General features: G+C 73.6%; 23 protein-coding genes. 14 read left to right on the top strand and 9 right to left on the bottom strand.

Annotation, left to right across the window (positions count from 1 at the left end; all coding sequences use genetic code 11):
- Positions 1-31: 31 nt before the first annotated feature.
- Positions 32-580 (bottom strand): CGNR zinc finger domain-containing protein, encoded by a 549-nt coding sequence (locus ACFYL4_RS11060; protein ID WP_387518188.1) that lies wholly within the window; start codon positions 578-580, stop codon positions 32-34.
- Positions 581-605: 25 nt separating this feature from the next.
- Between ACFYL4_RS11060 and ACFYL4_RS11055 the strand changes: the two genes are divergently transcribed.
- On the top strand, positions 606-764 hold the full coding sequence (locus ACFYL4_RS11055) for a hypothetical protein (protein ID WP_387518187.1): 159 nt from the start codon (positions 606-608) through the stop codon (positions 762-764).
- Positions 765-795: 31 nt separating this feature from the next.
- Here ACFYL4_RS11055 and ACFYL4_RS11050 read toward each other — a convergent pair whose 3' ends face one another.
- Positions 796-1,368 carry a TetR/AcrR family transcriptional regulator gene (locus ACFYL4_RS11050; protein ID WP_387518186.1) on the bottom strand — a complete coding sequence of 191 codons (573 nt, stop codon included), beginning with the start codon at positions 1,366-1,368 and terminating at the stop codon, positions 796-798.
- Positions 1,369-1,480: 112 nt separating this feature from the next.
- On the opposite strand from ACFYL4_RS11050, the gene ACFYL4_RS11045 reads away from it, so the two are divergent.
- Entirely contained in the window at positions 1,481-2,350 is an 870-nt protein-coding gene (locus ACFYL4_RS11045) for an NAD(P)H-binding protein (protein ID WP_387518185.1), read from the top strand.
- Between the two features lie 127 nt (positions 2,351-2,477).
- The gene (locus ACFYL4_RS11040; RefSeq protein WP_387518184.1) at positions 2,478-3,356 is read left to right on the top strand and encodes an aldo/keto reductase; all 879 of its coding nucleotides are present in this window, start codon (positions 2,478-2,480) and stop codon (positions 3,354-3,356) included.
- Between the two features lie 88 nt (positions 3,357-3,444).
- Here the strand turns inward: ACFYL4_RS11040 and ACFYL4_RS11035 are convergent, their stop codons facing one another.
- Positions 3,445-3,966, bottom strand: a complete 522-nt coding sequence (locus ACFYL4_RS11035; protein WP_357765936.1) for a GNAT family N-acetyltransferase — start codon at positions 3,964-3,966, stop codon at positions 3,445-3,447.
- Between the two features lie 220 nt (positions 3,967-4,186).
- Here ACFYL4_RS11035 and ACFYL4_RS11030 point away from each other — a divergent pair, with 220 nt between their 5' ends.
- Positions 4,187-6,121, top strand: a complete 1,935-nt coding sequence (locus ACFYL4_RS11030; protein ID WP_387518183.1) for a glycoside hydrolase family 13 protein — start codon at positions 4,187-4,189, stop codon at positions 6,119-6,121.
- On the opposite strand, the gene ACFYL4_RS11025 is transcribed toward ACFYL4_RS11030, so the two are convergent.
- Complete coding sequence (locus ACFYL4_RS11025) at positions 6,052-6,798, bottom strand: thioesterase II family protein (RefSeq protein ID WP_387518182.1); 747 nt, start codon at positions 6,796-6,798, stop codon at positions 6,052-6,054. The two genes, ACFYL4_RS11030 and ACFYL4_RS11025, sit on opposite strands and share 70 nt — an antisense overlap.
- Positions 6,799-7,098: 300 nt before the next feature.
- Here ACFYL4_RS11025 and ACFYL4_RS11020 point away from each other — a divergent pair, with 300 nt between their 5' ends.
- On the top strand, positions 7,099-7,746 hold the full coding sequence (locus ACFYL4_RS11020; protein ID WP_387518181.1) for a penicillin acylase family protein: 648 nt from the start codon (positions 7,099-7,101) through the stop codon (positions 7,744-7,746).
- A 30-nt stretch (positions 7,747-7,776) separates the two neighbouring features.
- Here ACFYL4_RS11020 and ACFYL4_RS11015 read toward each other — a convergent pair whose 3' ends face one another.
- Positions 7,777-8,739, bottom strand: coding sequence for a helix-turn-helix transcriptional regulator (locus tag ACFYL4_RS11015; protein ID WP_387518180.1), 963 nt, complete (start codon positions 8,737-8,739; stop codon positions 7,777-7,779).
- A 71-nt stretch (positions 8,740-8,810) separates the two neighbouring features.
- Between ACFYL4_RS11015 and ACFYL4_RS11010 the strand changes: the two genes are divergently transcribed.
- A complete protein-coding gene (locus ACFYL4_RS11010; protein ID WP_387518179.1) occupies positions 8,811-11,075 on the top strand; it encodes an ATP-binding cassette domain-containing protein in 2,265 nt (754 codons plus the stop codon).
- A gap of 38 nt (positions 11,076-11,113) precedes the next feature.
- Here ACFYL4_RS11010 and ACFYL4_RS11005 read toward each other — a convergent pair whose 3' ends face one another.
- Positions 11,114-11,977, bottom strand: a complete 864-nt coding sequence (locus tag ACFYL4_RS11005) for an NAD(P)H-binding protein (protein WP_387518178.1) — start codon at positions 11,975-11,977, stop codon at positions 11,114-11,116.
- 152 nt (positions 11,978-12,129) lie between these two features.
- Between ACFYL4_RS11005 and ACFYL4_RS11000 the strand changes: the two genes are divergently transcribed.
- The 4 genes from ACFYL4_RS11000 to ACFYL4_RS10985 all read left to right on the top strand — a co-directional run bounded on the left by ACFYL4_RS11000 (position 12,130) and on the right by ACFYL4_RS10985 (position 15,706).
- Positions 12,130-12,717 (top strand): MFS transporter, encoded by a 588-nt coding sequence (locus ACFYL4_RS11000; protein ID WP_387518177.1) that lies wholly within the window; start codon positions 12,130-12,132, stop codon positions 12,715-12,717.
- Positions 12,718-12,910: 193 nt separating this feature from the next.
- Positions 12,911-14,218 (top strand): PepSY-associated TM helix domain-containing protein, encoded by a 1,308-nt coding sequence (locus ACFYL4_RS10995; protein WP_387518176.1) that lies wholly within the window; start codon positions 12,911-12,913, stop codon positions 14,216-14,218.
- A 269-nt stretch (positions 14,219-14,487) separates the two neighbouring features.
- Positions 14,488-15,099, top strand: coding sequence for a TetR/AcrR family transcriptional regulator (locus ACFYL4_RS10990; RefSeq protein WP_387518174.1), 612 nt, complete (start codon positions 14,488-14,490; stop codon positions 15,097-15,099).
- Positions 15,092-15,706 carry a GNAT family N-acetyltransferase gene (locus ACFYL4_RS10985; protein ID WP_387518173.1) on the top strand — a complete coding sequence of 205 codons (615 nt, stop codon included), beginning with the start codon at positions 15,092-15,094 and terminating at the stop codon, positions 15,704-15,706. Before ACFYL4_RS10990 ends, ACFYL4_RS10985 begins: the two co-directional genes overlap by 8 nt.
- Before the next feature lie 9 nt (positions 15,707-15,715).
- Here ACFYL4_RS10985 and ACFYL4_RS10980 read toward each other — a convergent pair whose 3' ends face one another.
- The 3 genes from ACFYL4_RS10980 to ACFYL4_RS10970 form a co-directional block, all read right to left on the bottom strand.
- Positions 15,716-16,045 carry a hypothetical protein gene (locus ACFYL4_RS10980; protein ID WP_387518172.1) on the bottom strand — a complete coding sequence of 110 codons (330 nt, stop codon included), beginning with the start codon at positions 16,043-16,045 and terminating at the stop codon, positions 15,716-15,718.
- Between the two features lie 194 nt (positions 16,046-16,239).
- Complete coding sequence (locus tag ACFYL4_RS10975) at positions 16,240-16,950, bottom strand: response regulator (RefSeq protein ID WP_387518225.1); 711 nt, start codon at positions 16,948-16,950, stop codon at positions 16,240-16,242.
- A gap of 14 nt (positions 16,951-16,964) precedes the next feature.
- Positions 16,965-17,840 carry a sensor histidine kinase gene (locus ACFYL4_RS10970; RefSeq protein WP_387518171.1) on the bottom strand — a complete coding sequence of 292 codons (876 nt, stop codon included), beginning with the start codon at positions 17,838-17,840 and terminating at the stop codon, positions 16,965-16,967.
- A 133-nt stretch (positions 17,841-17,973) separates the two neighbouring features.
- Between ACFYL4_RS10970 and ACFYL4_RS10965 the strand changes: the two genes are divergently transcribed.
- The 4 genes from ACFYL4_RS10965 (at position 17,974) to ACFYL4_RS10950 (ending at position 20,744) form a co-directional block, all read left to right on the top strand.
- Positions 17,974-18,687, top strand: coding sequence for an ABC transporter ATP-binding protein (locus ACFYL4_RS10965; protein ID WP_387518170.1), 714 nt, complete (start codon positions 17,974-17,976; stop codon positions 18,685-18,687).
- Positions 18,684-19,493 carry an ABC transporter permease gene (locus tag ACFYL4_RS10960; protein ID WP_387518169.1) on the top strand — a complete coding sequence of 270 codons (810 nt, stop codon included), beginning with the start codon at positions 18,684-18,686 and terminating at the stop codon, positions 19,491-19,493. The genes ACFYL4_RS10965 and ACFYL4_RS10960 overlap by 4 nt, the downstream gene beginning before the upstream one ends.
- Entirely contained in the window at positions 19,490-20,239 is a 750-nt protein-coding gene (locus tag ACFYL4_RS10955; RefSeq protein ID WP_387518168.1) for an ABC transporter, read from the top strand. Before ACFYL4_RS10960 ends, ACFYL4_RS10955 begins: the two co-directional genes overlap by 4 nt.
- Before the next feature lie 223 nt (positions 20,240-20,462).
- Positions 20,463-20,744 carry a hypothetical protein gene (locus tag ACFYL4_RS10950; RefSeq protein ID WP_387518167.1) on the top strand — a complete coding sequence of 94 codons (282 nt, stop codon included), beginning with the start codon at positions 20,463-20,465 and terminating at the stop codon, positions 20,742-20,744.
- Positions 20,745-20,831: the final 87 nt, after the last annotated feature.

Genomic DNA, 20,831 nt, shown 5'->3' with positions numbered 1-20,831 from the left:
AGTCTCACATCCTCGCTGGTCGGGCGGGGGCTCAGGGTGTGGCGTCGGCCCCCTCCCCGTGCTCGGCGGACCGGGCCCGGTGGCGTCGGACGGCGTCGCGGTTGCCGCACCCGGGCGAGCAGTAGCGCTGTCGGCCGTTGCGGGAGAAGTCGGCGTACACGAGCGCGCAGCCACCCGCGGCGCACCGCCCCAGGCGGTGCATGCCCCGGCCGGTCAGGTGCAGGGCGGTGCCGACCGCGATCAGGGACGCGATCTGCCGGTGGGCGGGCAGGTCGTCGGGGCGGTAGTGCAGGTGCCAGCCGGTGCCCGCGTGGTCGGTGAGCCTCGGCGGCCCCGAGTACTCGGTGAGCAGGTCGTTGAGGCGCGCGGCCCGGCTCCGCGGGTCGGCGCTGTCGACGACGGCCGCCCACCCGTCGAGGAAGGAGCGGACCCGGGCGAGGTCGTCGCGCCCCACCGGGCGCTCCAGCAGGAATCCGGCCTGCGCACAGCGGCGTTCTAGGTCGGCGGTGTCGGCGCAGGGGCGGTTGGCCAGATCCACCGCCAGGGTGAGCGGACCCTGCCCGTAAGGGTTGAGATGCATAATGCCATTACATCAGACTGGGGCCATGACCGAACACGAACACCGCTGGACCACCGACTCCACCCATACGACCAGCGAGGGCGTGGTCATCTACCAGCGCTGCCGCTGCGGCGAGCACCGCGTGGCGCTGGCCGCGCCCACCCTCCAGGCGCGCGCGACCGCCCCCGCCGGGCGCGGCCACTGAACGGCCGACCCCGCGCCGACCCACCGCCCCCTCAGGCGCCGACCCCCCGCTCCAGGACGCGCACGACAGCGGGAGTCACCGCGTGCCGCGGCATCCGCCCGCGACCGACCTGCTCGAGACCGGTGAAGATCAGCGCCCACAGGACCTGGACCACCCAGGCGGGGTCGGCCTCGGGGTCGAAGACCCCCTCCTCCTGACCCCGGCGCACCAGGTCCGTGAGGATCTCCGGTTCGGGGTCGGCGGCGTCGGGCGCGTCGTCGAAGACCTCGTTGGCGGTGTCACCGAAGGCGAACACCACCCAGTCGCCCACCTCCACGTGCGCGGCGACCACCCGGCGCAGGGCCTGCGACGCGGGCCCCTCCTGTGCGCGCGCCTCGTCCATCACCCGGCCGATCTCCGACAGCGCCTCCTCGTAGGTGGCGGCCAACAGCACGTCGCGGTCCGGGAAGTAGCGGTGCAGCGTACTGCGCCCCACCCGCGCCCTCTCGGCCACCTCCGAGAGCGGCGCGGCGCGGTCGTGTGCCAGGACGGCGGCGGCCGCGCGCAGGATCGCCCCCCGGGTCCGGGCGCGCACCCCCGTCCTCGGGTTCTCGGTGCTCGTCATGGCGCCAACCTATCGGGCGCACCAGAAAGGGATGCCAGGACCCTTTTATGAGACACTGGTGTCCCATTATGATTCCAAGGAGTTCCACATCCTCTAGGGAAAGGACCCTGCCATGCGCGTCCTGGTGACCGGAGCCAGCGGAACCGTCGGCTCCCTGGTGGTCCCGCGCCTCCTCGAAGGCGGTGCCGCCGTCCGTGCGCTCAGCCGCGACCCCGCCCGCCGCGTCTTCCCCGAGGGGGTCGAGCCCGTCGCGGGCGACCTGGAGGCCCCCGCGACCCTGGACGGCGTCTTCGACGGCGTCGACGCGGTCATGCTCTACCCCCACCCCGAGACCGCCGAGGAGGTGGTGCGGCGGGCCCGCGCCGCCGGAGTGCGGCGGATCGTCCTGATGTCCTCCGCCTCGGTCGAGACCGATCCCGGCGCCGACACCGACCACAACTACGGGCACCTGCACCACCGCCCCGTGGAGGAGGCGGTCGAGCGCTCCGGCCTGGAGTGGACCCACCTGCGCGGGGGCGAGTTCATGGTCAACGACCTCGACTCGCTCCCCGACTCCGTCCGCTCCGAGGGTGTGGTGCGCGCCCCCCGGGGTGACGAACCCGCCGCACCCGTGCACGAGGCCGACATGGCGGACGTCGCGGCGGCCGCGCTGGTGGAGGGGGGACACCACGGCCGGGCGTACGTGATCACCGGCCCCGAGCCCGTCACCCCGGCCGAGCGCACCGCCGTGATCTCCCGCGCCCTGGGCCGCGAGATCACCTTCGTACCGCTCACCCTGGCCCAGGCGCGGGAGCTGTGGCTCGCGCGGGGGGTCCCTCCCGAGCTCTGCGACTGGCTGTTGTGGGAACCCGCGACGGACGAGGAGACGGGCACCGGCTCCGACCCTCAGGAGTGCGTGTCCCCCGACTACGAACGGGTCATGGGGCGCCCCGGTCGCACCTACGCCCGGTGGGTCGCCGACCACCTCGACGCCTTCCGGTAGCGGCACGCCTCTCCCCCCCCTGCCCCGGGGACGGGCGGCGACACGGGGGCTGCGGACACGGCCGTGTCCGCGCCGACCTGGCAGCATGGCACGCACCCGGCCGCCGTGCCGCAGAAGGAGGAACATCGTGACCGACGCCCACAGCACACCCCCCGTCGCGGAGCGGGCGGGCACGCTCCTCCTCGGAGGGGACCTGCCCGTCCACCGCCTCGGGTTCGGGGCCATGCGCATCGTCGGCGAGGGCGTGTGGGGACCGCCCCGCGACCGGGAGGAGGCCCTGGCCGTCCTGCGCCGCGCCGTCGAGCTGGGCGTGGACTTCATCGACACCGCCGACTCCTACGGCCCCCAGATCAGCGAACAGTTGATCCGCGAGGCGCTCCACCCGTACCCCGAGGGCCTGGTCATCGGCACCAAGGCCGGGTTCGTCCGCACCGGGCCCGCGCAGTGGCACCGGCTGGGCCGCCCGGAGTACCTGCGCCAGCAGGTCGAGCTGAGCCTGCGCCACCTGGGGGTGGAGCGCATCGACCTCATGCAGCTGCACCGGATCGACCCCGAGGTACCCCTGGCCGACCAGTTGGGCGCGCTCGCCGAACTCCGGAGTGAAGGCAAGATCCGGCACATCGGGCTGAGCGAGGTGAGCGTGGACGAGCTGTCGGCGGCCCGCGGGATCACACCGGTCGCGTCGGTGCAGAACCAGTACGCGCCGTCCTTCCGCCAGTCCGAGGACGTCCTCGAACAGTGCGAGCGGGACGGGATCGCCTTCCTGCCGTGGGCGCCGGTGGGCCGGGGCGAGATGGCGGCGGCCGACTCCCCGCTGGCCGGGCTCGCCGCCCGCCACGGGGTGAGCCCCGTCCAGCTGGCGCTGGCCTGGCTGCTGCACCGCTCCCCCGTGATGGTGCCGATCCCCGGGACCTCACGGGTGGCGCACCTGGAGGAGAACACGGCCGCGGCCGCGGTGCGGCTGTCCGAGGAGGAGGTCGATCGGATCAGCCAGCTCCTGTCCTGACGGGCGGCCCTCCCGCGCCGCCCGCACGGGCGCGGCCCAGCGGAGCGAACTCCGACGGGCCGCGCCGGGGCCTTCCACGCGCCACGGATCAACCGGGACGCATGCGGAACACCTGGAGTCGCATGTCGTAGTACTTCTCGGTCTCGCCGACCCACTCCATGCCGAGCCTGCGGGCCACGGCGAGCGCGCGCTCGTTGTGGGGGCGGGCGACCGCGAACACCTCCTCGATCCCCTGTTGGAACGCCCAGTCGATGATGGCGCGGCTCGCCTCGGTGGCGTAGCCCCGCCCCCACACGTCCGGGCGCAGCGCCCAGGACAGCTCGAAGTCCTCCTCGAACGGCGGAAGAAGCTTCAGGGAGAGCCCTCCCACCAGTTGGCCGTCCTGCCTGTCGACGATCGCCCAGCGCCCCGCGGGTGGGATGAGGTTCGGTCCCGCCTCGATCCACGCGTGGAGCACCGAGCGCATCGCGCTGATGTCGGTCACCGGGCGCCACTCCGGTGTCAGCCAGTGCGCGACCTCCTCGGCCCCGTAGATCTGGAGGGCCGCGTCGGCATCGCCCAGCTCCCACTCCCTGATCAGGAGTCTTTCGGTTGGCAGCTCAAGGCTCATGCATCCACGGTAACTCGGAAGGGTGCGGCGGGACAGGGGGGCGCAGGCGCGGACTCGCCCGGTTCGCGCCCCGCGTGGGTGCCCGATGCCGGGAGGCGCTGGGGGAACGCACCACGTGCCTCACCACGCCCGCAAGAAAAGCGCGTAAAAACTTTCGCACCAATGACGTTTTCTTGCCATGATGTGACGTGAAATTTCCTTACCGCCCCTGGAGTCCCACATGCTCTTCAGCCACGACCCCCACCACGACGGCTCACCCGACTACGTGAGCCTCGACGGGGGCCGCGCGCGGCTCCGGGTCCGGGTGCCCGGCGGCGCCGACTCCGTCTACGCGTACGTGGTCGAGGACGGTGAGGCGGGCCTGGTCGAGGCCGCGCTGGAGCGCTCGGAACACGGTGTGGACTGGTACGCCGTGGAGATCCCCCTCCAGCCCGTGGCCACCCCCTACCGCTTCGCGATCGTGCGCGACCGCCGCTACACGTGGCTCAACCAGGCGGGCGTCCACGACCACGAGGTCACCGACGACGCCGACTTCCGTCTGGTGAACGCCCCCGAACCGCCCTCCTGGGTACCCGCCACCACCCTCTACCAGGTCTTCCCCGACCGCTTCGCCCGCGACGACGACTCGGTGGAACCCCTCGCCGACCACCCCGCGTGGGCGGTCCCCCGCGCCTGGGACGACGAGCCTTCCGGTTCCGGTCCCGACGCTCCCGGCGAGTACTACGGAGGCACTCTGGAGGGAGTGCGCCGCCACCTGGACCACCTGGTGTCGGTGGGCGCCGAGGTGCTGTACCTGACCCCGTTCTTCCCGGCCCGCTCCACGCACCGCTACGACGCCTCCGACTTCGACCGGGTGGACCCGCTGCTGGGCGGGGACGAGGCCCTGGCCGCACTGGTCCGCGAGGCGCACGCGCGGGGACTGCGGGTGATGGGCGACCTCACCACCAACCACACCGGTGACGAGCACGTCTGGTTCCGGGCGGCCCAGGCCGACCCCGGTTCGGAGGAGGCCGGCTACTACTACTTCGAGGAGCATCCCGACTCCTACGTGAGTTGGCTGGGCGTACGGTCCCTGCCTAAGCTCGACTACTCCTCGAAGGCCCTGCGCGAACGCGTGTACGGTGCGCACGACTCGGTCCTGGTGGACCGCCTGCGCGGCGAGGACGGCCTGGACGGATGGCGCGTCGACGTGGCGAACATGACCGGCCGGCTCGGCGCCCAGGACCTCAACCACGAGGTGTCCGGCGAGATCGCCGCCCGGATGCGCGAGGCGGCGCCGGACGCGTGGCTGCTGGCCGAGCACTTCTACGACGCCGGGCCCGACACCCGCCACGACGGCTGGCACGGCGTGATGAACTACGCGGGGTTCACCCGGCCGGTGTGGGCCTGGCTGAACACCGGCCCGGAGGGGGTCCGCTTCGCGGCGACCCACACGTCGGCCCCGCTGCCCCGCAGCGGCGCCGCCGAGGCCGTTCGCGCGATGCGGGTCACCAACGCCGGGTTGCCCTGGCGGGTGCGCACCCACAGCGTCAACGCCCTGAGCACCCACGACTCGGCGCGGTTTCGCACGGTGACGGGCGATCCGCTGCTCCAGGCGGTGGGTGTGGCCGCCCAGGCCGCGCTTCCGGGCGTGCCGTTCGTGTTCGCGGGTGACGAGATCGGCCTGGAGGGGCGCGACGGGGAGAACTCCCGGCGCACGATGCCCTGGCACCGTCCCGGGGACTGGGACCGCCGGGTGCTGGACTCCCACCGTCGTCTGCTCGCCCTGCACCGGGGCCTGCCCGCGCTCCACGGCGGGGGCCTGCGCTGGTTGGACGCGGGCGAGCACCACATGACGTTCCTGAGGACACTCGGTGAGCAGGTGGTGCTGGTGCACCTGACGGACGGCCCGCACGAGGAGCGCACGGCCTCCGAGGTCGAGCTGGACGCGAGGGGTCTGGAGGTCGTGGAGAGCGACGGCGGGGTCCGGGCCCGGCTGGGGAGCGGGGTGGCGCTGTCCGCGGACGGCCCCGGCTACGTGTTCGCGGTCGGGACGCGTTCGGGGGCTGACGCCCCTCCCGCTCCTGGGGTGGGGCGCCCGGGCACTCACCCCAGGAGCGGCTCCACGTCCCTGGTGATGCGGGCGACCACGTCGGCGGTGCGCCCGGAGAAGTAGAAGTGGTCTCCGGGCAGGGTGTGGTGGCTGAGGCCGCCCTCGACGTGGTCGGCCCATCCGGCGAGGCGCCGGGGGGTCATGCCACGGTCGTCGGCTCCCCCGAAGACCGACACCGGGACCCGCAGGGGCGGGGTGAGGGGGTCGGGGCTCCAGGTGTCGACCAGCTCCAGGTCGGCGCGGACGAGCGGTTCCACGGTCGACCACAGGTCGGGGTCGTCCAGAGCGCGGCGGGGGGTGCCGCCCATGCGGGCGATGGTCTCCCGTAGGCGGTCCTCGGAGACCAGGTGGCGGGGCTCGGTCCGTTCGGGGCCGGGGGCGGGGCTCCACGCCGAGGCGCCGAGCCAGCGCGGCGGGGTCCCGTCACCGGCGAGGCGCAGGGTGAGCTCGTAGGCGACCAGGGCGCCCATGCTGTGCCCGAAGAGGCCGAAAGGGAGGTCGAGCTCGGGGCGGACCACCTCGTGCATACGCGCGGCCAGGTCCCGGGCGTTGCGCAGCGGCGGCTGGTCGGCGCTGTGGACCCGGCCCGGCGCGTCGAGCAGGCAGATCTCCCAGTCCGAGGGGAAGTGGCGCACCCAGCCCCGGTAGCCCAGGTGGGAGCCGCCCGCGTGGTGGAGGACGAAGAGGCGGAACCGACCACCGGGAACGGGTCTGAGCCGGTTCAGGGCTCCCTCGTGCACGACTCCCCCACCTTTCTACTCTCGAGTAACCCAGCGAACCTACCAGTCGGTAATAGACCTTGGGCAACTCGGAGCACCCGCACCGCTCCCGCGCGTGAGCACCGCCACACCACGCCGATCCTCACCCGCGATCCGCTCGCGACCCGCGCACCGCGCCGTGACCGGCGGACACCGCCTCCAGCACGACCACGTGAGCCCGGTCGCCCGCGCCGCGCTGGCCGTGCTGGCCGACCTGCCGCGGACGACCCCTGGGCGGCGCGGGCCCTGCGGCTGCTGGGAGACGGCTCCTGGGAAGGGACGATGGCGGTCGACCTGCCCCAGCCCACCCTGTTAGAGCACTGGTTCTCCCAGCGGTCGCGCCCGACGCTGCTGCGCGAGCGCCTGCGGGACCTGGTCGGCCCCGAACGCGTCGGGGAGGCGGTGCGGGCGCTCCTGCCGGATCGGGCCGCCGACCCGCGCGTGACGCTGCGGCTGCTGGAGGAGGCGGCCCGGGACCGGCGGGGACGGGCGCTGGTGGCGCGCTCACTCGGCGCCGCCTACCACGACCTGGTCGAACGGTTCGGTCCCCTCGGGCCCACCTGGCACTGGGGCGAGCACCACTTCGCCCGGTTGGACCACCCCCTCACCGCGCTCCCCGACCCACCGGCGTGGGCCCGGGGACGGCGCGTGCCCCGTCCCGGCAGCGGGGACACCGTGGACCTGACCGCCTCGGACTCCACCGGGCGCCAGTACCACGGCACGTCCTTCCGGATCGTGGTGGACGTCGGCGACTGGGACCGTTCCCTGGCGGTCAACGCGCCCGGCCAGTCCGGCGACCCCCGCAGCCCCCACCACGACGACCTCACCGACCTGTGGGCGAGCCGCGGCCACTTCCCCCTGCTGTACTCGCGGGCGGCCGTGGACCGCCACCGCGCCCTGACCCTGCGCCTGTTCCCGCCAGCGCGGTGACGAGGAGGACGCGCCCGTCACGGCGTGCCCTCACCCGGCGGCCGCCCGCCCCAGCCGGCCGGAGAGTTCGGCCGCGTGGGCCCGGAACCCCTCCGGCCCCTCCACGGCGAACTCCAGGCCGGTCATCGCCAGCACCAGGGAGATCCACGCGTAGGAGTCCACCCGCGCCGTGTACCGGCTGCGGTCGGGGCCGAGCGCCTCCAGGGAGCCGTCGACCCGGGTCAGACACGCGGCCACCCGGGCCGCATCCGCGTGGAACACCACCGTCACGGTGTGCCGCTCCGGCCCCGCGCCGAACCCCTCCTCCAGGTACGCGGCCAGGTCCTCGGCGGGCAGCTCCCTCGGATCGACGACGGCACGGGTCGGGGTGACCCCGGTGATCCGGTCCAGCCGGAAGGATCGCCAGTCCTCGCGGTCGCGGTCCCAGGCGAACAGATACCAGCGCCCCCGCAGCAGGACCAACCGGTAGGGGTCCACCTCCCGGCGCAGCTCCCGCCCGTCGCGGCCCCGGTGCGTCATCCTGATCCGGTGCCCGGCGGCGACCGCCTCCCCCAGCCCGGTGAGCACGCCCACCGGCGTTCCCGGCCACACCCTGCGCCCCGGGTCGACCGCGGCGGCCAGGGTCACGGTCCGGCGGGCCAGGCGCGGGGGCAGCACGCGCTCGATCTTGCCCAGGGCCCGCTCGGCACCCTCCTCGGCCCCCAGCACGCCGCTGAGACCCCCCGCGACCATCCGCAGCCCCAGAGCGACGGTCACCACCTCGTCGTCCTCGAACATCAGCGGCGGCACGGCGTTGCCCGCCACCATGCGGTAGTGGCCCCCGGGGCCGCGCAGGCTCTCGACGGGGTAGCCGAGCGCGCGCAGTCGGTCGACGTCGCGGCGCAGGGACCTCGGGCTGGTGCCCAGGGCGGCGGTCAGGTCCGAGCCGGACCACGCCCGTCCGTTCTGGAGCAGGGAGAGCAGGCGCAGCATGCGCTGACTGGTGTCGGCCATGCCGACATTCTTCCCGACGCCGGGCCAATTGTGGCCGGAAACTGACCACAATGTCTCCTAGCGTGGGCCGCATGGACACCACACCCTCCGACCGACCCGGAATCACCGTGACCGGCGCCCGGGAGAACAACCTCCGAGACGTCGACCTGACCCTGCCCCGCGAACGGCTCACCGTGTTCACCGGGGTGTCCGGTTCGGGCAAGTCGTCCCTGGTGTACGACACCATCGCCGCCGAGTCCCAGCGCCAGCTCAACGAGGCCCACGACAGCTTCACCCGGAGCCGCATGGCGCACCTGGGCGTGCCCGACGCGGACCGGCTGGAGAACCTCACCGTGACCGTGGCGGTGGACCAGCGCAGGTTCGGCGGCAACGCCCGCTCGACCCTGGCCACCGCCACCGACCTCGCGCCGCTGATGCGGCTGCTGTTCTCCCGGATCGGTCGTCCCCGAGCGGGCTACTCCCCCGCCTTCTCGTTCAACGACCCGAGCGGCATGTGCCCGGAGTGCGAGGGGCTCGGCCGTGTCCGGCGCGTGGACGCAGACGCCCTGCTGGACGACGCCCTCTCCCTGGACGAGGGCGCCATCCGGCTGCGGACCTTCGCCCCGGGGACCTGGCGGTGGAAGCGCTACGTGCACTCCGGGTTGTTCGACCGCACACTGCCGGTGGGCCGCTTCACCCCCGACGAACGCCGCCTGCTCCTGCACGCGGAGGGGGTGAAGGCACCCCGCGCCGACCCCGAGTTCCCGGTCTCCGGGGTGTTCGAGGGGGTGGTCCCCCGTATCACCCGCAGCCTGCTGGACGCCCCGCTCAAGCCGGGCGACCGCGAGGAGCTGGAACGCGTGGTCCGGCGGGGCCCCTGCCCCGCGTGTGACGGCGCCCGCCTCAACCCGGCCGCCCTGGCCTGCCGGATCGGCCCGCACAACATCGCCGACCTCTACGCTCTGCCGGTGTCCGGCCTGCGCCCGCTCATCGGCGACATCGACGACCCCGAGGTGGCCCCGGTGACCGGGGCACTGCTGGAGCGGCTGCGCGGCCTGGAGGAGGTGGGGCTGGGCTATCTCAGCCTGGACCGGCACTCGGCCACGCTGTCCGGGGGAGAGGCCCAACGGGTACGGCTCGTGCGCCACCTGGGCGGCGCGCTCACCGGACTCACGTACGTGCTCGACGAACCCAGTGCCGGGCTGCACCCGGCCGACGTCCACCGGCTCACCGGGCTGCTGCGACGCCTGCGCGACAAGGGCAACACGGTGCTGGTGGTGGAACACGACCCCAACGTGATCGCCGTCGCCGACCACGTGGTGGACCTGGGGCCCGGGGCCGGGGCCGAAGGCGGACGCGTGGTGTACCAGGGGTCGGTGGCGGGGCTGCGGCGCGCCGCCACCCCCACCGGACGCTACCTGCGCCGGCCCCGCGCGGTACGGGCCCGCACCCGTGTCCCGGACGGCGCCGTGCGGGTGCGCGACGCCCGGCTGAACAACCTGCGCGGCATCGACGTGCGCGTGCCCACCGGGGTGCTGACGGCCGTCACCGGCGTCGCGGGGTCGGGCAAGAGCTCACTCGCGCACGGGGAACTGCCCCGGGCACGACCGGACGCCGTGGTGCTCACACAGAACTCACTACACAGCGGCCCCCGGTCCACACCGGTGACCTACCTGGGGGTCCAGGACACCCTGAGGTCGCGATTCGCCCGCGCCAACGGGGTGGGACCGGGCTGGTTCAGCGCCAACTCCACCGGAGCGTGCCCCACCTGCCGGGGGCGCGGGGTCGTCGTCACCGACCTCGCCTTCCTCGACGACGTCGAGACGGAGTGCGAGGGCTGCCACGGACAGAGGTTCAACGACCGCGCGCTGTCGTACACGCTCGACGGCCGCACCATCGCCCAGGTGCTGGAGCTGACGGCGGCCGGAGCCCGGGAGCTGTTCGACGGGGCGCTGCGCGACGCCGCGGAGCGGATGGAACGGGTCGGTCTCGGCTACCTGCGGCTGGGGCAGTCTCTGGACACGCTCTCGGGAGGCGAGCGCCAACGGCTCCGGCTGGCACGGAAGCTGGAGGAGCCCGCGCGGCTGTACGTGCTGGACGAGCCGACGACCGGCCTGCACGGCGGTGACGTGGCCGGGCTGGTCGCCCTGTTCGACCGCATGGTGGACGCCGGGGGCTCGGTGGTGGTCGTGGAGCACCGGATGGACGTCGTGGCCGCCGCCGACCACGTGATCGACCTGGGTCCGGGCGCCGGACACGAGGGCGGCCGGGTGGTGTTCGAGGGGACGCCGGCGCGGCTGGCGGAGGTGGGGAGTGGCGCGACCGCTGACGCCCTGCGCGCCCACCTGGCCGGTTGAGACCGGCGCGGGCGGGACCGCCGGGCGGCGGCGACCGGTCAGCGGAAGGACGCCTCGTGGTCGCGTACCCACTCGGCCAGGCCGCGCGGGGCGTGCCCGGTCACCCGTTCGACCGTGTCCCACACCGGTTGGGGCGCCCGGGACATCGCGGCGTAGGCGGTGACCATGCCCTCGATGTCGGCCTCGGTCCAGCCCTCGCCCCGCATGTGGGCGCGGAGCTCGTCCGCCGAAACCTCCTCGAAGAGCACCGGACGGCCGAGCGCCTCACCGATGATCCGCACCTGTTCCACCTGGGTGTGCGGCTCCGGACCGCTCAGGTACAGGCGCTCGCCCCGGTGCGTACCGTCCAGCAGCACCCGGACCGCCACGTCGGCGATGTCGCGTTCGTGGAGCAGGGTGCGGCTCGCGTCGCCGAAGGCCTCGCGCACCACGCCCTCCCGGACCTGGTCGCCCCACTCCAACAGCGAGGCGGCGAAGCTGGTGCAGCGCAGGAGGGTCCACGCCGCCGCGTGCGGCGAGGCACTGCCGACGATCACGCGTTCGACGTCGGCGTGCATCTGGTTGACGGGGTCGGCCTGGACCGGCCGGGTGTCGTCGATCCCGGCCGAGGACAGGTACACCAGGTGCCGGGCGCGCTCCACCAGGGCTTCGACCACCGCTGAGGCGTGCGAGGTGTCCACCCCCGGCCAGACCAGGAACACCGTGTCCACACCGCGCAGGGCCGCCCCGACGCTCACCGGGTCCGTGAGGTCTCCGCGCACCGCCTCGGCCTCGGGCGGGAGGTCGGCGGCGCCGGTGTCGCGGCTGAGCGCGCGCACGGAGCGGCCCTCCTCCACCAGGCGGCGCACCACCTGGGAACCGACGTTCCCGGTCGCACCGACCACCAGGGTCGTGTCCGTCATACGTCCTCCTCTCGTCCGTGTCCCCCACAGCGGGGAACGCGCTCACCGTAGCGGACGAAAAACCGGTGGCGTGCCCGGCGCGAAACCCCGACACTGGTGGGTCGGACCGCCCCTCCCCCCACCCCCACCCCCGGCCGACCGATGGGACCCGGTTGCCGCGTCCGCGAGCCCTCCTCCCCCGTTCCCTGGACCACCGCGGGTTCCGCCTCCTGCTCTGCGGCCGCGGCGCGGGCGACCTGGGTTCGGAGATGCTGCCGGTGGCCATGGTCGGTCTGGTCCTGATCGACCACGGACCACTCGTGCTGGGGCTGCTCCTGGGCGTACGCGGGGCCGCCGGTTCGCTGTTCTCCCTCCTCAGCGGGGCGATGCTGACGCGGATGCGCAAGTCGACGGCGCTGGTGGCCAACGACGCCGTCCAACTCCTGGTGATGCTGGGGTTCGCACTGGGTCCGGTCGGCGTGCCCTGGCTGCTCGCGCTGGCCGCCCTGGGCGGGGTGTCGGGGTCCGTGGTGCAGCCGGCCAGCGGTTCGCTCATGCCCCTGCTCGTCCCCCGCGACCAGCTCCAGCAGGCCAACGCGCTGCGCAACATCGTGGGGCGGGCCGCCGGGGTGCTCGTGGCGGTGGTCGACGTACGGACCGTGTTCGTCGTCATCGCGGCGCTGCTCGCGGTCTGCGTGGCCACCCTGGTGTGGATTCGTGAGCCGCCCCCGCGCCGGAGCGGGCACGGGAGTCCGTACTGACCAGCCTCCACGGGGTTGGCGGGAGGTCGCGGGCCGCCCCCTCCCCCGGACTGACCGCGCCTCCCCGGGAACTCAACGGGCCCCGCGGACGACGTGAGTGTCGACCGGGACGGCGACGGCAGGGAGACCCATGGAATCGGCGACCACGACCACACCCCCCACCGGGGCCGGGGCACCCCCAACGAAGAGGGGCGTGTGGACCCAGCTCAGGCCGCTGCTCCTGCGGCTGCACTTCTACGCGGGCGTGCTGGTGGCCCCCTTCGTCCTGGTGGCGGCGGTCTCCGGGCTGTTGTACGTGTGGACGCCCCAACTCGAACAGGCGCTCTACGCCGACCTGCTGCGGGTGCCCGCCGCCGAGGAGTCCCTCCCCCTGGCCGAACAGGTGCGGATCGCCCGGGCCGAGCTGCCCGACGCCAGGGTGCACTCGGTACGCCCGGCCACCACCCCGGAGGACTCCACGTGGGTGCTCATGGACCTGGCCCGGAACGGTACCGGGGCCCGCACGACGGTCTTCGTCGACCCCCACGCGGGCGAGGTGCTCGGAGTGTCGGAGAGCTACGGAACCAGCGGGGCGCTTCCGGTCCGCACCTGGACCGACCTGCTGCACCGTGAGCTCCACCTGGGCGGGGTGGGACGCCTCTACAGCGAACTCGCGGCGAGCTGGCTGGGGGTGGTCGCGCTGGGCGGCCTGGCCCTGTGGGTGGCGCGTGTGAGGAGCGGCCGCACGCGCCCTGGGCGGGTTGGATCGGGGCGTTCCCGATCGGTCTCCGCACACGCGCTCACCGGCACGTGGATTCTCGTGGGGCTGCTATTCCTGTCCGCCACCGGTCTGACCTGGTCGCAGTACGCGGGGGCGAACGTCTCCGACCTACGCGAGCGGATGGCGTGGACCACCCCCGCGGTGTCCACGCAGACGGTCTCCGAGAGCCCAGGGGTGGACGTCGGGCCGGACGCGGTTCTGGCCAGCGCCCGGTCCGCCGGGCTCGACGGCCGGGTCACCGTGGACCTGCCCGCCGACCACACCTCCCCCTACGTGGTCACCCAGCTCGAACGCTCCTGGCCCACCCGGGCGGACTCGGTGGCGGTCGCCCAGGACACCGGGGAGGTGGTCGACGTGGTCCGGTTCGAGGACCACCCCCTGATGGCGAAGCTGAGCCGCTGGGGCGTGGACGCGCACATGGGCCTGCTCTTCGGGGTCCCCAACCAGCTCGTGCTCACCGCGCTGTGCGGTGGGCTGCTGTGGGTGATCGTCCTGGGCTACCGGATGTGGTGGCGGCGCGGATCTCGGCCCGGCGGGGTACGGGGCCCGGGCAGGCCCTACCCGCGCGGCTCGTTCCCGGCGCTGTCCTGGCCGCTGCGCGCGGCGGTGGCCGTGGTGTGCGCGGCCCTCGGGGCGGCCCTGCCCGTGCTGGGGGTCTCGCTGGCGGCCTTCCTCGTGGTCGACGCCCTGGTCGCCCTGGTGCGCGGTCGCCTCGGGTCGGGGGGCAGCCGGGTGCGCTGAGGCGGGGTCGGCGCTCGTCCCCTCCCCTGCCGCCCGCGCCCCCGGCTCGGAGGGGCCCCCGCCGGGACAGCCGCCCGGTGAGGCCCCCGAAGGCGACGACGTGGGCGAACCCCAGGGCTGCCCCGTGCGAGGCGGACGCGGTCCGAATCGAAGGCTGGGCGATCCGAGGTCTGCTGGTCGTGGCCGTCCGGGACCTCCGGGTTCCGCCGAGGCGCCGATGCGCCTAGAATGAACATATGTTCATTCTAAAGATCGGGAGTTGAGGCACCGTGCCACGGAGTCCCGAGCAGCACGAGGCGATGCGCGCCGCCACCCGGGAACGCGTGCGGTCCGCCGCCGTGCGCCTGTTCGCGCGCCAGGGGTACGCCGCGGTCAACATGCGGAGCATCGCGGCGGAGGCCGGAATCAGCACCGGCTCCATCTACCGCCACCACGCCACCAAGGAGGAGCTGTTCGACTCGCTGGTCGCCGAGGCGGCCGCCGGGATGGGCGCCGTCGTGGATCTGTTCCGGGGACCGGGCGACCCGGTGGACGCGCTGCGCGCGTTCACCGAAGAGTTCCTGTCGGACCTGTCCGGCGACGGTGACTTCGTCGAGTTCTTCCAACTGATGCACCAGGCCTTCACGCAGGCGAACGGCGCCCCGGCCACCGGCGCCCTGGTCGAGCGCAACACCGAGCTGCTCGCCGCGACCGTCGCGCTCGTCGAGCGGGGTCAGGCCGGGGGCTCCGTTCGGGACGGCTCCGCCGACGAGCTGGCCTCCTGCTACTTCGCCCTGCTGGACGGCCTCGTGTCGATGCGCTCGGCCCTGGGTGAGCGGTGCGCGCTGCCGAGCGCCTCCACGGTGATGGGACTGTTCCTCAGGGAGGGCGACGATGGGTGAGGCGACCGGGGAGACGCGGATCGAGGTCAGGCGCGGCGACACGTTGGGCGAGGCGTACCGGAGGGCGATCACGGAGGTGTTCGTCGAGGGGTTCGGCGAGGACCTGGCGTACTTCTCCAAGGACACGGTCCGCCTCACCGGGGCCGTGGAGCACATGCTGGTTCTGGAACGCTTCCACGTGGCGCTGATCGACGGCCGCCCGGCCGCCCTGGCCAGTCTCACCGAGAGCGGCCAGGAGGCGATCGACCACGACGCGCGCACGCTGCGCCGGCACCTCGGGCCGGGGAAGGGCACCATCGCCGACCGGGTGTTTCGCACCCACTTCCAGGGCGGTTCCGGCGCGGACCGGCCCGGTCGCGCCGAGATCGGGTTCGTCGCCAGCGCCCGGCGCTTCCGCGGTCGGGGCGCGGCCAGGGCCGTGCTCCACCACATCGTCTCCCTTCCCGGCTACGACGAGTTCACGTTGGAGGACATCAAGGACACCAACGCGCCCGCGCTCGGGCTCTACGAGAGCGTCGGCTTCCGCGAGTACCGCAGGCGCCCGGTCCGGCACACGCGGTGGAGCGGTTTCCACGCGTACGTGTCCATGATCCGCGCCCGGGAGTGACCCACCGGTTCACCGAACGGTGACGGCCACACCGCGACCGTCCGGGTCGGTCAGCAGGTGTTCTCCCCGGGCGAGCGGCGGGTCGGTCTCGGCGGCGTCCAGGGCCAGGCGCAGCCCGAGGCCCACCGTCCGCGTCCCCTCCGCGACCGGGCGAATCTCCAGGACCGGCCCCAGGGGCAGTCGGGTGGTGTAGCGCCCGGCTCCGCGCGGGAGGGCGCCGGGCTCCTCACCGAAGGCCAGCCCGAGCGCGTTGTAGACGTCGCGGCACTCCGTGGCCCGGGACGAGTACAGGACGAGGGCGTCGAGGCTGGCGTGGGTGTCGAAGAGGGGTTCCAGCATGGCCGTCCCTACGGTTCGGAAGGTGGGGAGAGGGGTGTCCTCGGTTCCAGTCTGGGCGCACAGCCGGACGGCCACAAGCGGGGCCGTCCGGCTGTGGACAACTCCCCCGGAGCACCTCGGCGGTGCCGCGGCCACCGGCCCCGGTCTCCCCCGCCCGGGGCGGCGAGGGCCCGCCACCCGGGACTCGTGTCGTGTCAGGGCGGGACGACCAGACCGCTGTCGTAGGCGGCGATGACCAGCTGGGCCCGGTCCCGGGCACCCAGTTTGGCGAGCAGGTTGCCGATGTGGGTCTTGACCGTTCTGATCGAGATGGTGCACGCCTGGGCGATCTCGGTGTTCGACAGTCCCCGCGCCACCAGGGTGAGGACCTCGGTCTCCCTGTCGGTCAGGTGGTCGATCCCGCGTGCGGGCCCCGCCCCGGGGCCGCGCAGGAAGTGCTCCACCACACGGGCGAGGACGCTCGGCGCCAGCAAGGACTCCCCGGCGTGCGTGCGCCGGACCGCATCGACCAGCTGGTCCGGGTGGGCGTCCTTCAGCAGGAAGCCGCTGGCCCCGGCCCGCAGGGCCGCGTGAACGTATTCGTCGAGCTCGAACATGCTCAGCACCACCACCCTGGTGCGGGTCCCCCCGGAGGCGGAGGTGATCGTCCTGGTGGCCTCGATCCCGTCCCCGTCGGGCATGCGGATGTCCATGAGCACGACGTCGGGGTCCAGCAGCCGGGTGAGTGCGACCGCCTCGCGGCCGGCCCCCGCCTGCCCGACCACGGCCACCCCCGGCGCGGCGTCGATGAGCAGGGAGAGGCTGCGGCGCAACAGGAGCTGGTCGTCCGCGACGAGCACGCGCACGTCGGCGGAGGCAGAACCGGGCGTGTCGCGAGCGCCGGGCGAGGGGTCGGTGTCGGGCACCGGGGGCGTCGCGGTCACGCCGTCTCCGGATCGGGGAGCCGCGCGGTGACCACGAACCCGGTCCCCTTCGGACGCGCGGACAGGGTTCCGTCGAGGGCACGCACGCGTTCGCGCAGACCGACCAGGCCGAACCCGGCTCCCGGGCTTGGCACCCACCCCCGCGCCGGGCCGTCGTCCACCACGGTGACCGTCACGGAACGGTCCCCCCGGCGCACGGCCACCCGGGCGCCGGTGGGTCCCGCGTGCCGGGCGCAGTTGTCCAGGGCCTCCCGAACGACGGAGCACACCGTGAGTTGGACACCGGGTGACACGGTATCGACGACGCCGGGCGGGTCCGGCGTCACCTCCAGGGCGACGTCCAGCCCCCGTTCCCGTGCGCCCCGGACGATCCCGGGCAGAGCGTCCAGCGTCTCGGCGGGTCGCACCGAGGCGCCGGGGCCGGAGGAGCGCAGCACGGTGAGCATGCGCCTGAGCTCGGTGGTGGTACGACGGCTGACCTCCTCGATGTCGGCCAGAGCACCGATCCGCTCCCGGTCACCGGACGGCCCCTGCGCCCGGGCCGCCGCGGCCGCCCGCACGGTGACGGTCCCCAGTCCGTGGGAGACCAGGTCGTGCAGGTCGTGGGCGATGCGGAGGCGCTCTCGCTGGACCGCCCGCTCCCCCGCCCAGAGGGCGAGGCGCCGTTCGTGCTCCCGCCGTTCGCGCCGTGAGCGCAGCGCCGTCCACACCGTCAGCCCGGTGGCCAGGGCCGCGACGGCCGTCATGAGGGAGAGCACCGCGGTGCCCCCTCCCAGGCCGACCGTGGACGCGGCCAGGGCGGCGGCGCCGCCGACGGTCAGGGCGGGCAACAGCCACGTGTGGGGGGCTCTGGGCGGTTCGGGGGTATCCACTGTCCCGATTGTAGGAGCGGGCGCCGCGCACGGCATGGGCCCGTGGTCCGAGGGCCCTGGGGCCGACCTCCGGCTCGGGGTCCGGCCCCCGGACCGATGTCCGCGGGCCGGGCGCGCTGCTTGCATGGCGGTCATGCTCACCCTGGAGAACATCACCAAGCGGCGCGGGAACCGCGTCATCCTGTCCGACGTGACCTTCCGCGCCGGACCGGGCCGGGTCACCGCCCTGCTGGGCCCCAACGGCGCGGGCAAGTCCTCGTCACTGCGTGTCCTGCTGGGCCTGGACCGGCCCACCTCCGGCTCCGCGCTGGTCGACGGACGCCCCTACGCCTCGCTGCGGGCTCCGCTGCGCACCGTGGGCGCCCTGCTCGACGGCGCGTCGCCGGTGCCCGAGCGCCGGGGCGTGGACCACCTGCGGTGGCTGGCCCACACCCACCGCCTCCCGACCCGACGGGTCGACGAGGTACTGGCCACGGTCGGGCTCACCGACGCGGCCCGCAGACGCGTGGGCCGGTACTCACTGGGGATGCGGCAACGACTCGGGCTGGCGGCCGCGCTGCTGGGGCGTCCGCGCGCGCTGGTGCTGGACGAGCCGGTCAACGGACTCGATCCGGAGGGCATCCGCACCGTCCGCGCGTACCTGCGCGAGTACGCCGCGCGGGGGAACACCGTGCTGGTCTCCAGTCACCTCATGAACGAGGTGGAGGAGATCTCCGACGACGTGGTGATCATCGACCGGGGGCGGGTCATCGCCGACGGACCGCTGGCCGAGGTCAGTGCCGGTCACGGCTCGCTGGAGGAGGCGTTCTTCGCGCTCACCGACGGGTCGTCCGGGAGGAACTGGTGAGCGTCGTGTCCACCGTCCGCTCGGAGCTGACCAAGACCGTGACCCTGCCCAGCGTCCTCGGGGTCACCGGCGCCCTGGCCGTCCTCACCGTCCTCTTCCAGTTCCAGGGGCTGGCGTCCACGCGAGAGGCCCTGGAGACCGTGGACGTTCACGGCGACCACTGGTGGTACGGAAGGCCGGTCCCCGCCGACCTCGACATTCTCGTGTCCATGGGCGCCGGCGTGTTCAACCCCGGCATCTTCTTCCCGGTCCTGGGCGCGGTCATCGCGGGAGCCGAGTTCCGCTCGGGACATCTGGGGCTGAGTGTGCTGGCGGTACCCTCACGTATGCGCCTGGTCCTGGCCAAGTGCGCGGCCACCGGCCTGTACACACTCGCGTGCGGGCTGTTCTTCGCCGCCCTCGCCCTGTTCTTCACCCACCTCGCGGTGCGGGACTGGCAGCCGGACCTGATCTGGCGGGCGGAGTCGCTGGCCCGGATCGCCGGGGCGGTGCTGTTCCTCGTCGTCATCACGACGGTCTCGTTCGCCGTCTCCCTGATCGCCCGCCGGATGGTGTTCGGTGTGCTCCTCATGGGCGGCCTCCTGGTCCTCACCCTCACGCAGGCGTTGGCAGCCCTCGCGCCGGGCCTGGACGCCCTCACCCCGTTCAGCGCCGGACGCAACCTCCTGCTCCAGAGCGAGGGGCTGGACCTGGCGGGACCGCCGTTCAGCGCGTCGCCGACAGCGGGCGGACTCGTCCTGCTGACCTGGTTGGTCGTGACCGTCGCGGCCGCGGCACTGGTTCTCCACCGGAGGGACGCCCGATGAACGCGCCGTTCACGACGCTCCGCCCCCGTCTGCGTGACGTGGTCCGAGCGGAGACCACCAAGATCCTGACGCTCCCGGTGACCTGGCTGGCGTTGTACGGCACACTGGTGGCCAACACCCTCTTCGCGGTGCTGGCCACCGCCGACGGGCTGAGGTTCGGCATCGGTGACGACGTGGCCCCGCTGTCGGCGTTCGCCGTGGTGATGTTCGCCCCGGTCCACGTGTTCCTGCTGGTGCCGCTGCACGCCATGGGGAGCGAGTTCCGGGAGGGGCAGCTGCGCACGACCCTGGCCGCCGTGCCGGGGCGCGGCCGACTGGCCCTCGGCAAGTTCCTGGCGACGGGCGCGGTCGTGGTTCCGGCGGCGTTCGCGGTGCTGCTACCCGGCCGGGTGATCCTGGGCCTCGCGGAGGACGCGGGCGGGGGCGCCGTCCTCGCGGACACCGGCCGTTGGGCGCTCGCCTACACCCTGGTGTCGGTCGTCGCCCTCGGGTCGGCCGCCCTCATGCGCGGGACCGCCGCGCCGCTAACGGTCCTGGTGGGGGTGTCCGTGCTCGCGGGCGGCGGCTTCCTCCAGTGGCCGGAAGGGGTCCGCCTGCTGCCGGACCAGGCCGCCATGAGCCTGCTGGGCACACCGGCGTTCGAGGTGACCGAGCTCGCGCCCGGGGTCGCCGCCATGGTCCTGGTGGTGTGGGCGGCGGTGTCCTGCGCCGTGTACGCGGGCTGCCTCGTCCTGCGCGACGCGTGAGGGGCCCGAACGGAGCCAGCGGATGCGGGGCCCCTCGTGTCCGGTCCCGGGAGGAAGGCGTAGCCGTCTTCGGCGGCGGCCGAGCCGTACGGCACCTGACGGAGAGGAATGACCTCCTCCTGGTGGTGAATGCCTGCTGTCATACGCTGGAGAGGCCCTGTGCGGGCGCCTTTCGGATGGGTGCCGTGCGCCGGGGCTCCCCCCACCCCCTCGGAGGACTTCAGTGAAATCCCGGCTTTTCGCTCTCGCCCTCGCTGCTTCCGCGATCCTCGCGCTGACCGCCTGTGAGGCTTTGCAGGAGGAGTTCGAGGAATCGAACAGGAGCGCCCCGACCTCTTCTCATGAGGGAAGCAAGGCCCCTTCCCAGGTCCACGTGTTCGATGTGGAAGTGGACGGGCGCGAAGTGACCTGCATTTCCGCCGCCCACCAGGGAGGCGGCAGCCCCGGCCTCTCGTGCGACTGGGAATCCGCCAAGGAAGAGACGGACGACACCGACGAGGACTAGCCGGAACACTCCGGCTCACCCGAGACCAGGGAACCGGAACCGGAGGCGGTGTCCGCGCTCCTGGACGACCTCGCGGCGCATCTGGAC

Source organism: Nocardiopsis sp. NPDC006938 (assembly GCF_042869555.1).
In the GTDB taxonomy this organism is placed as follows: Bacteria; Actinomycetota; Actinomycetes; order Streptosporangiales; family Streptosporangiaceae; genus Nocardiopsis.
This window is presented reverse-complemented; position numbering and strand designations above follow the sequence as displayed.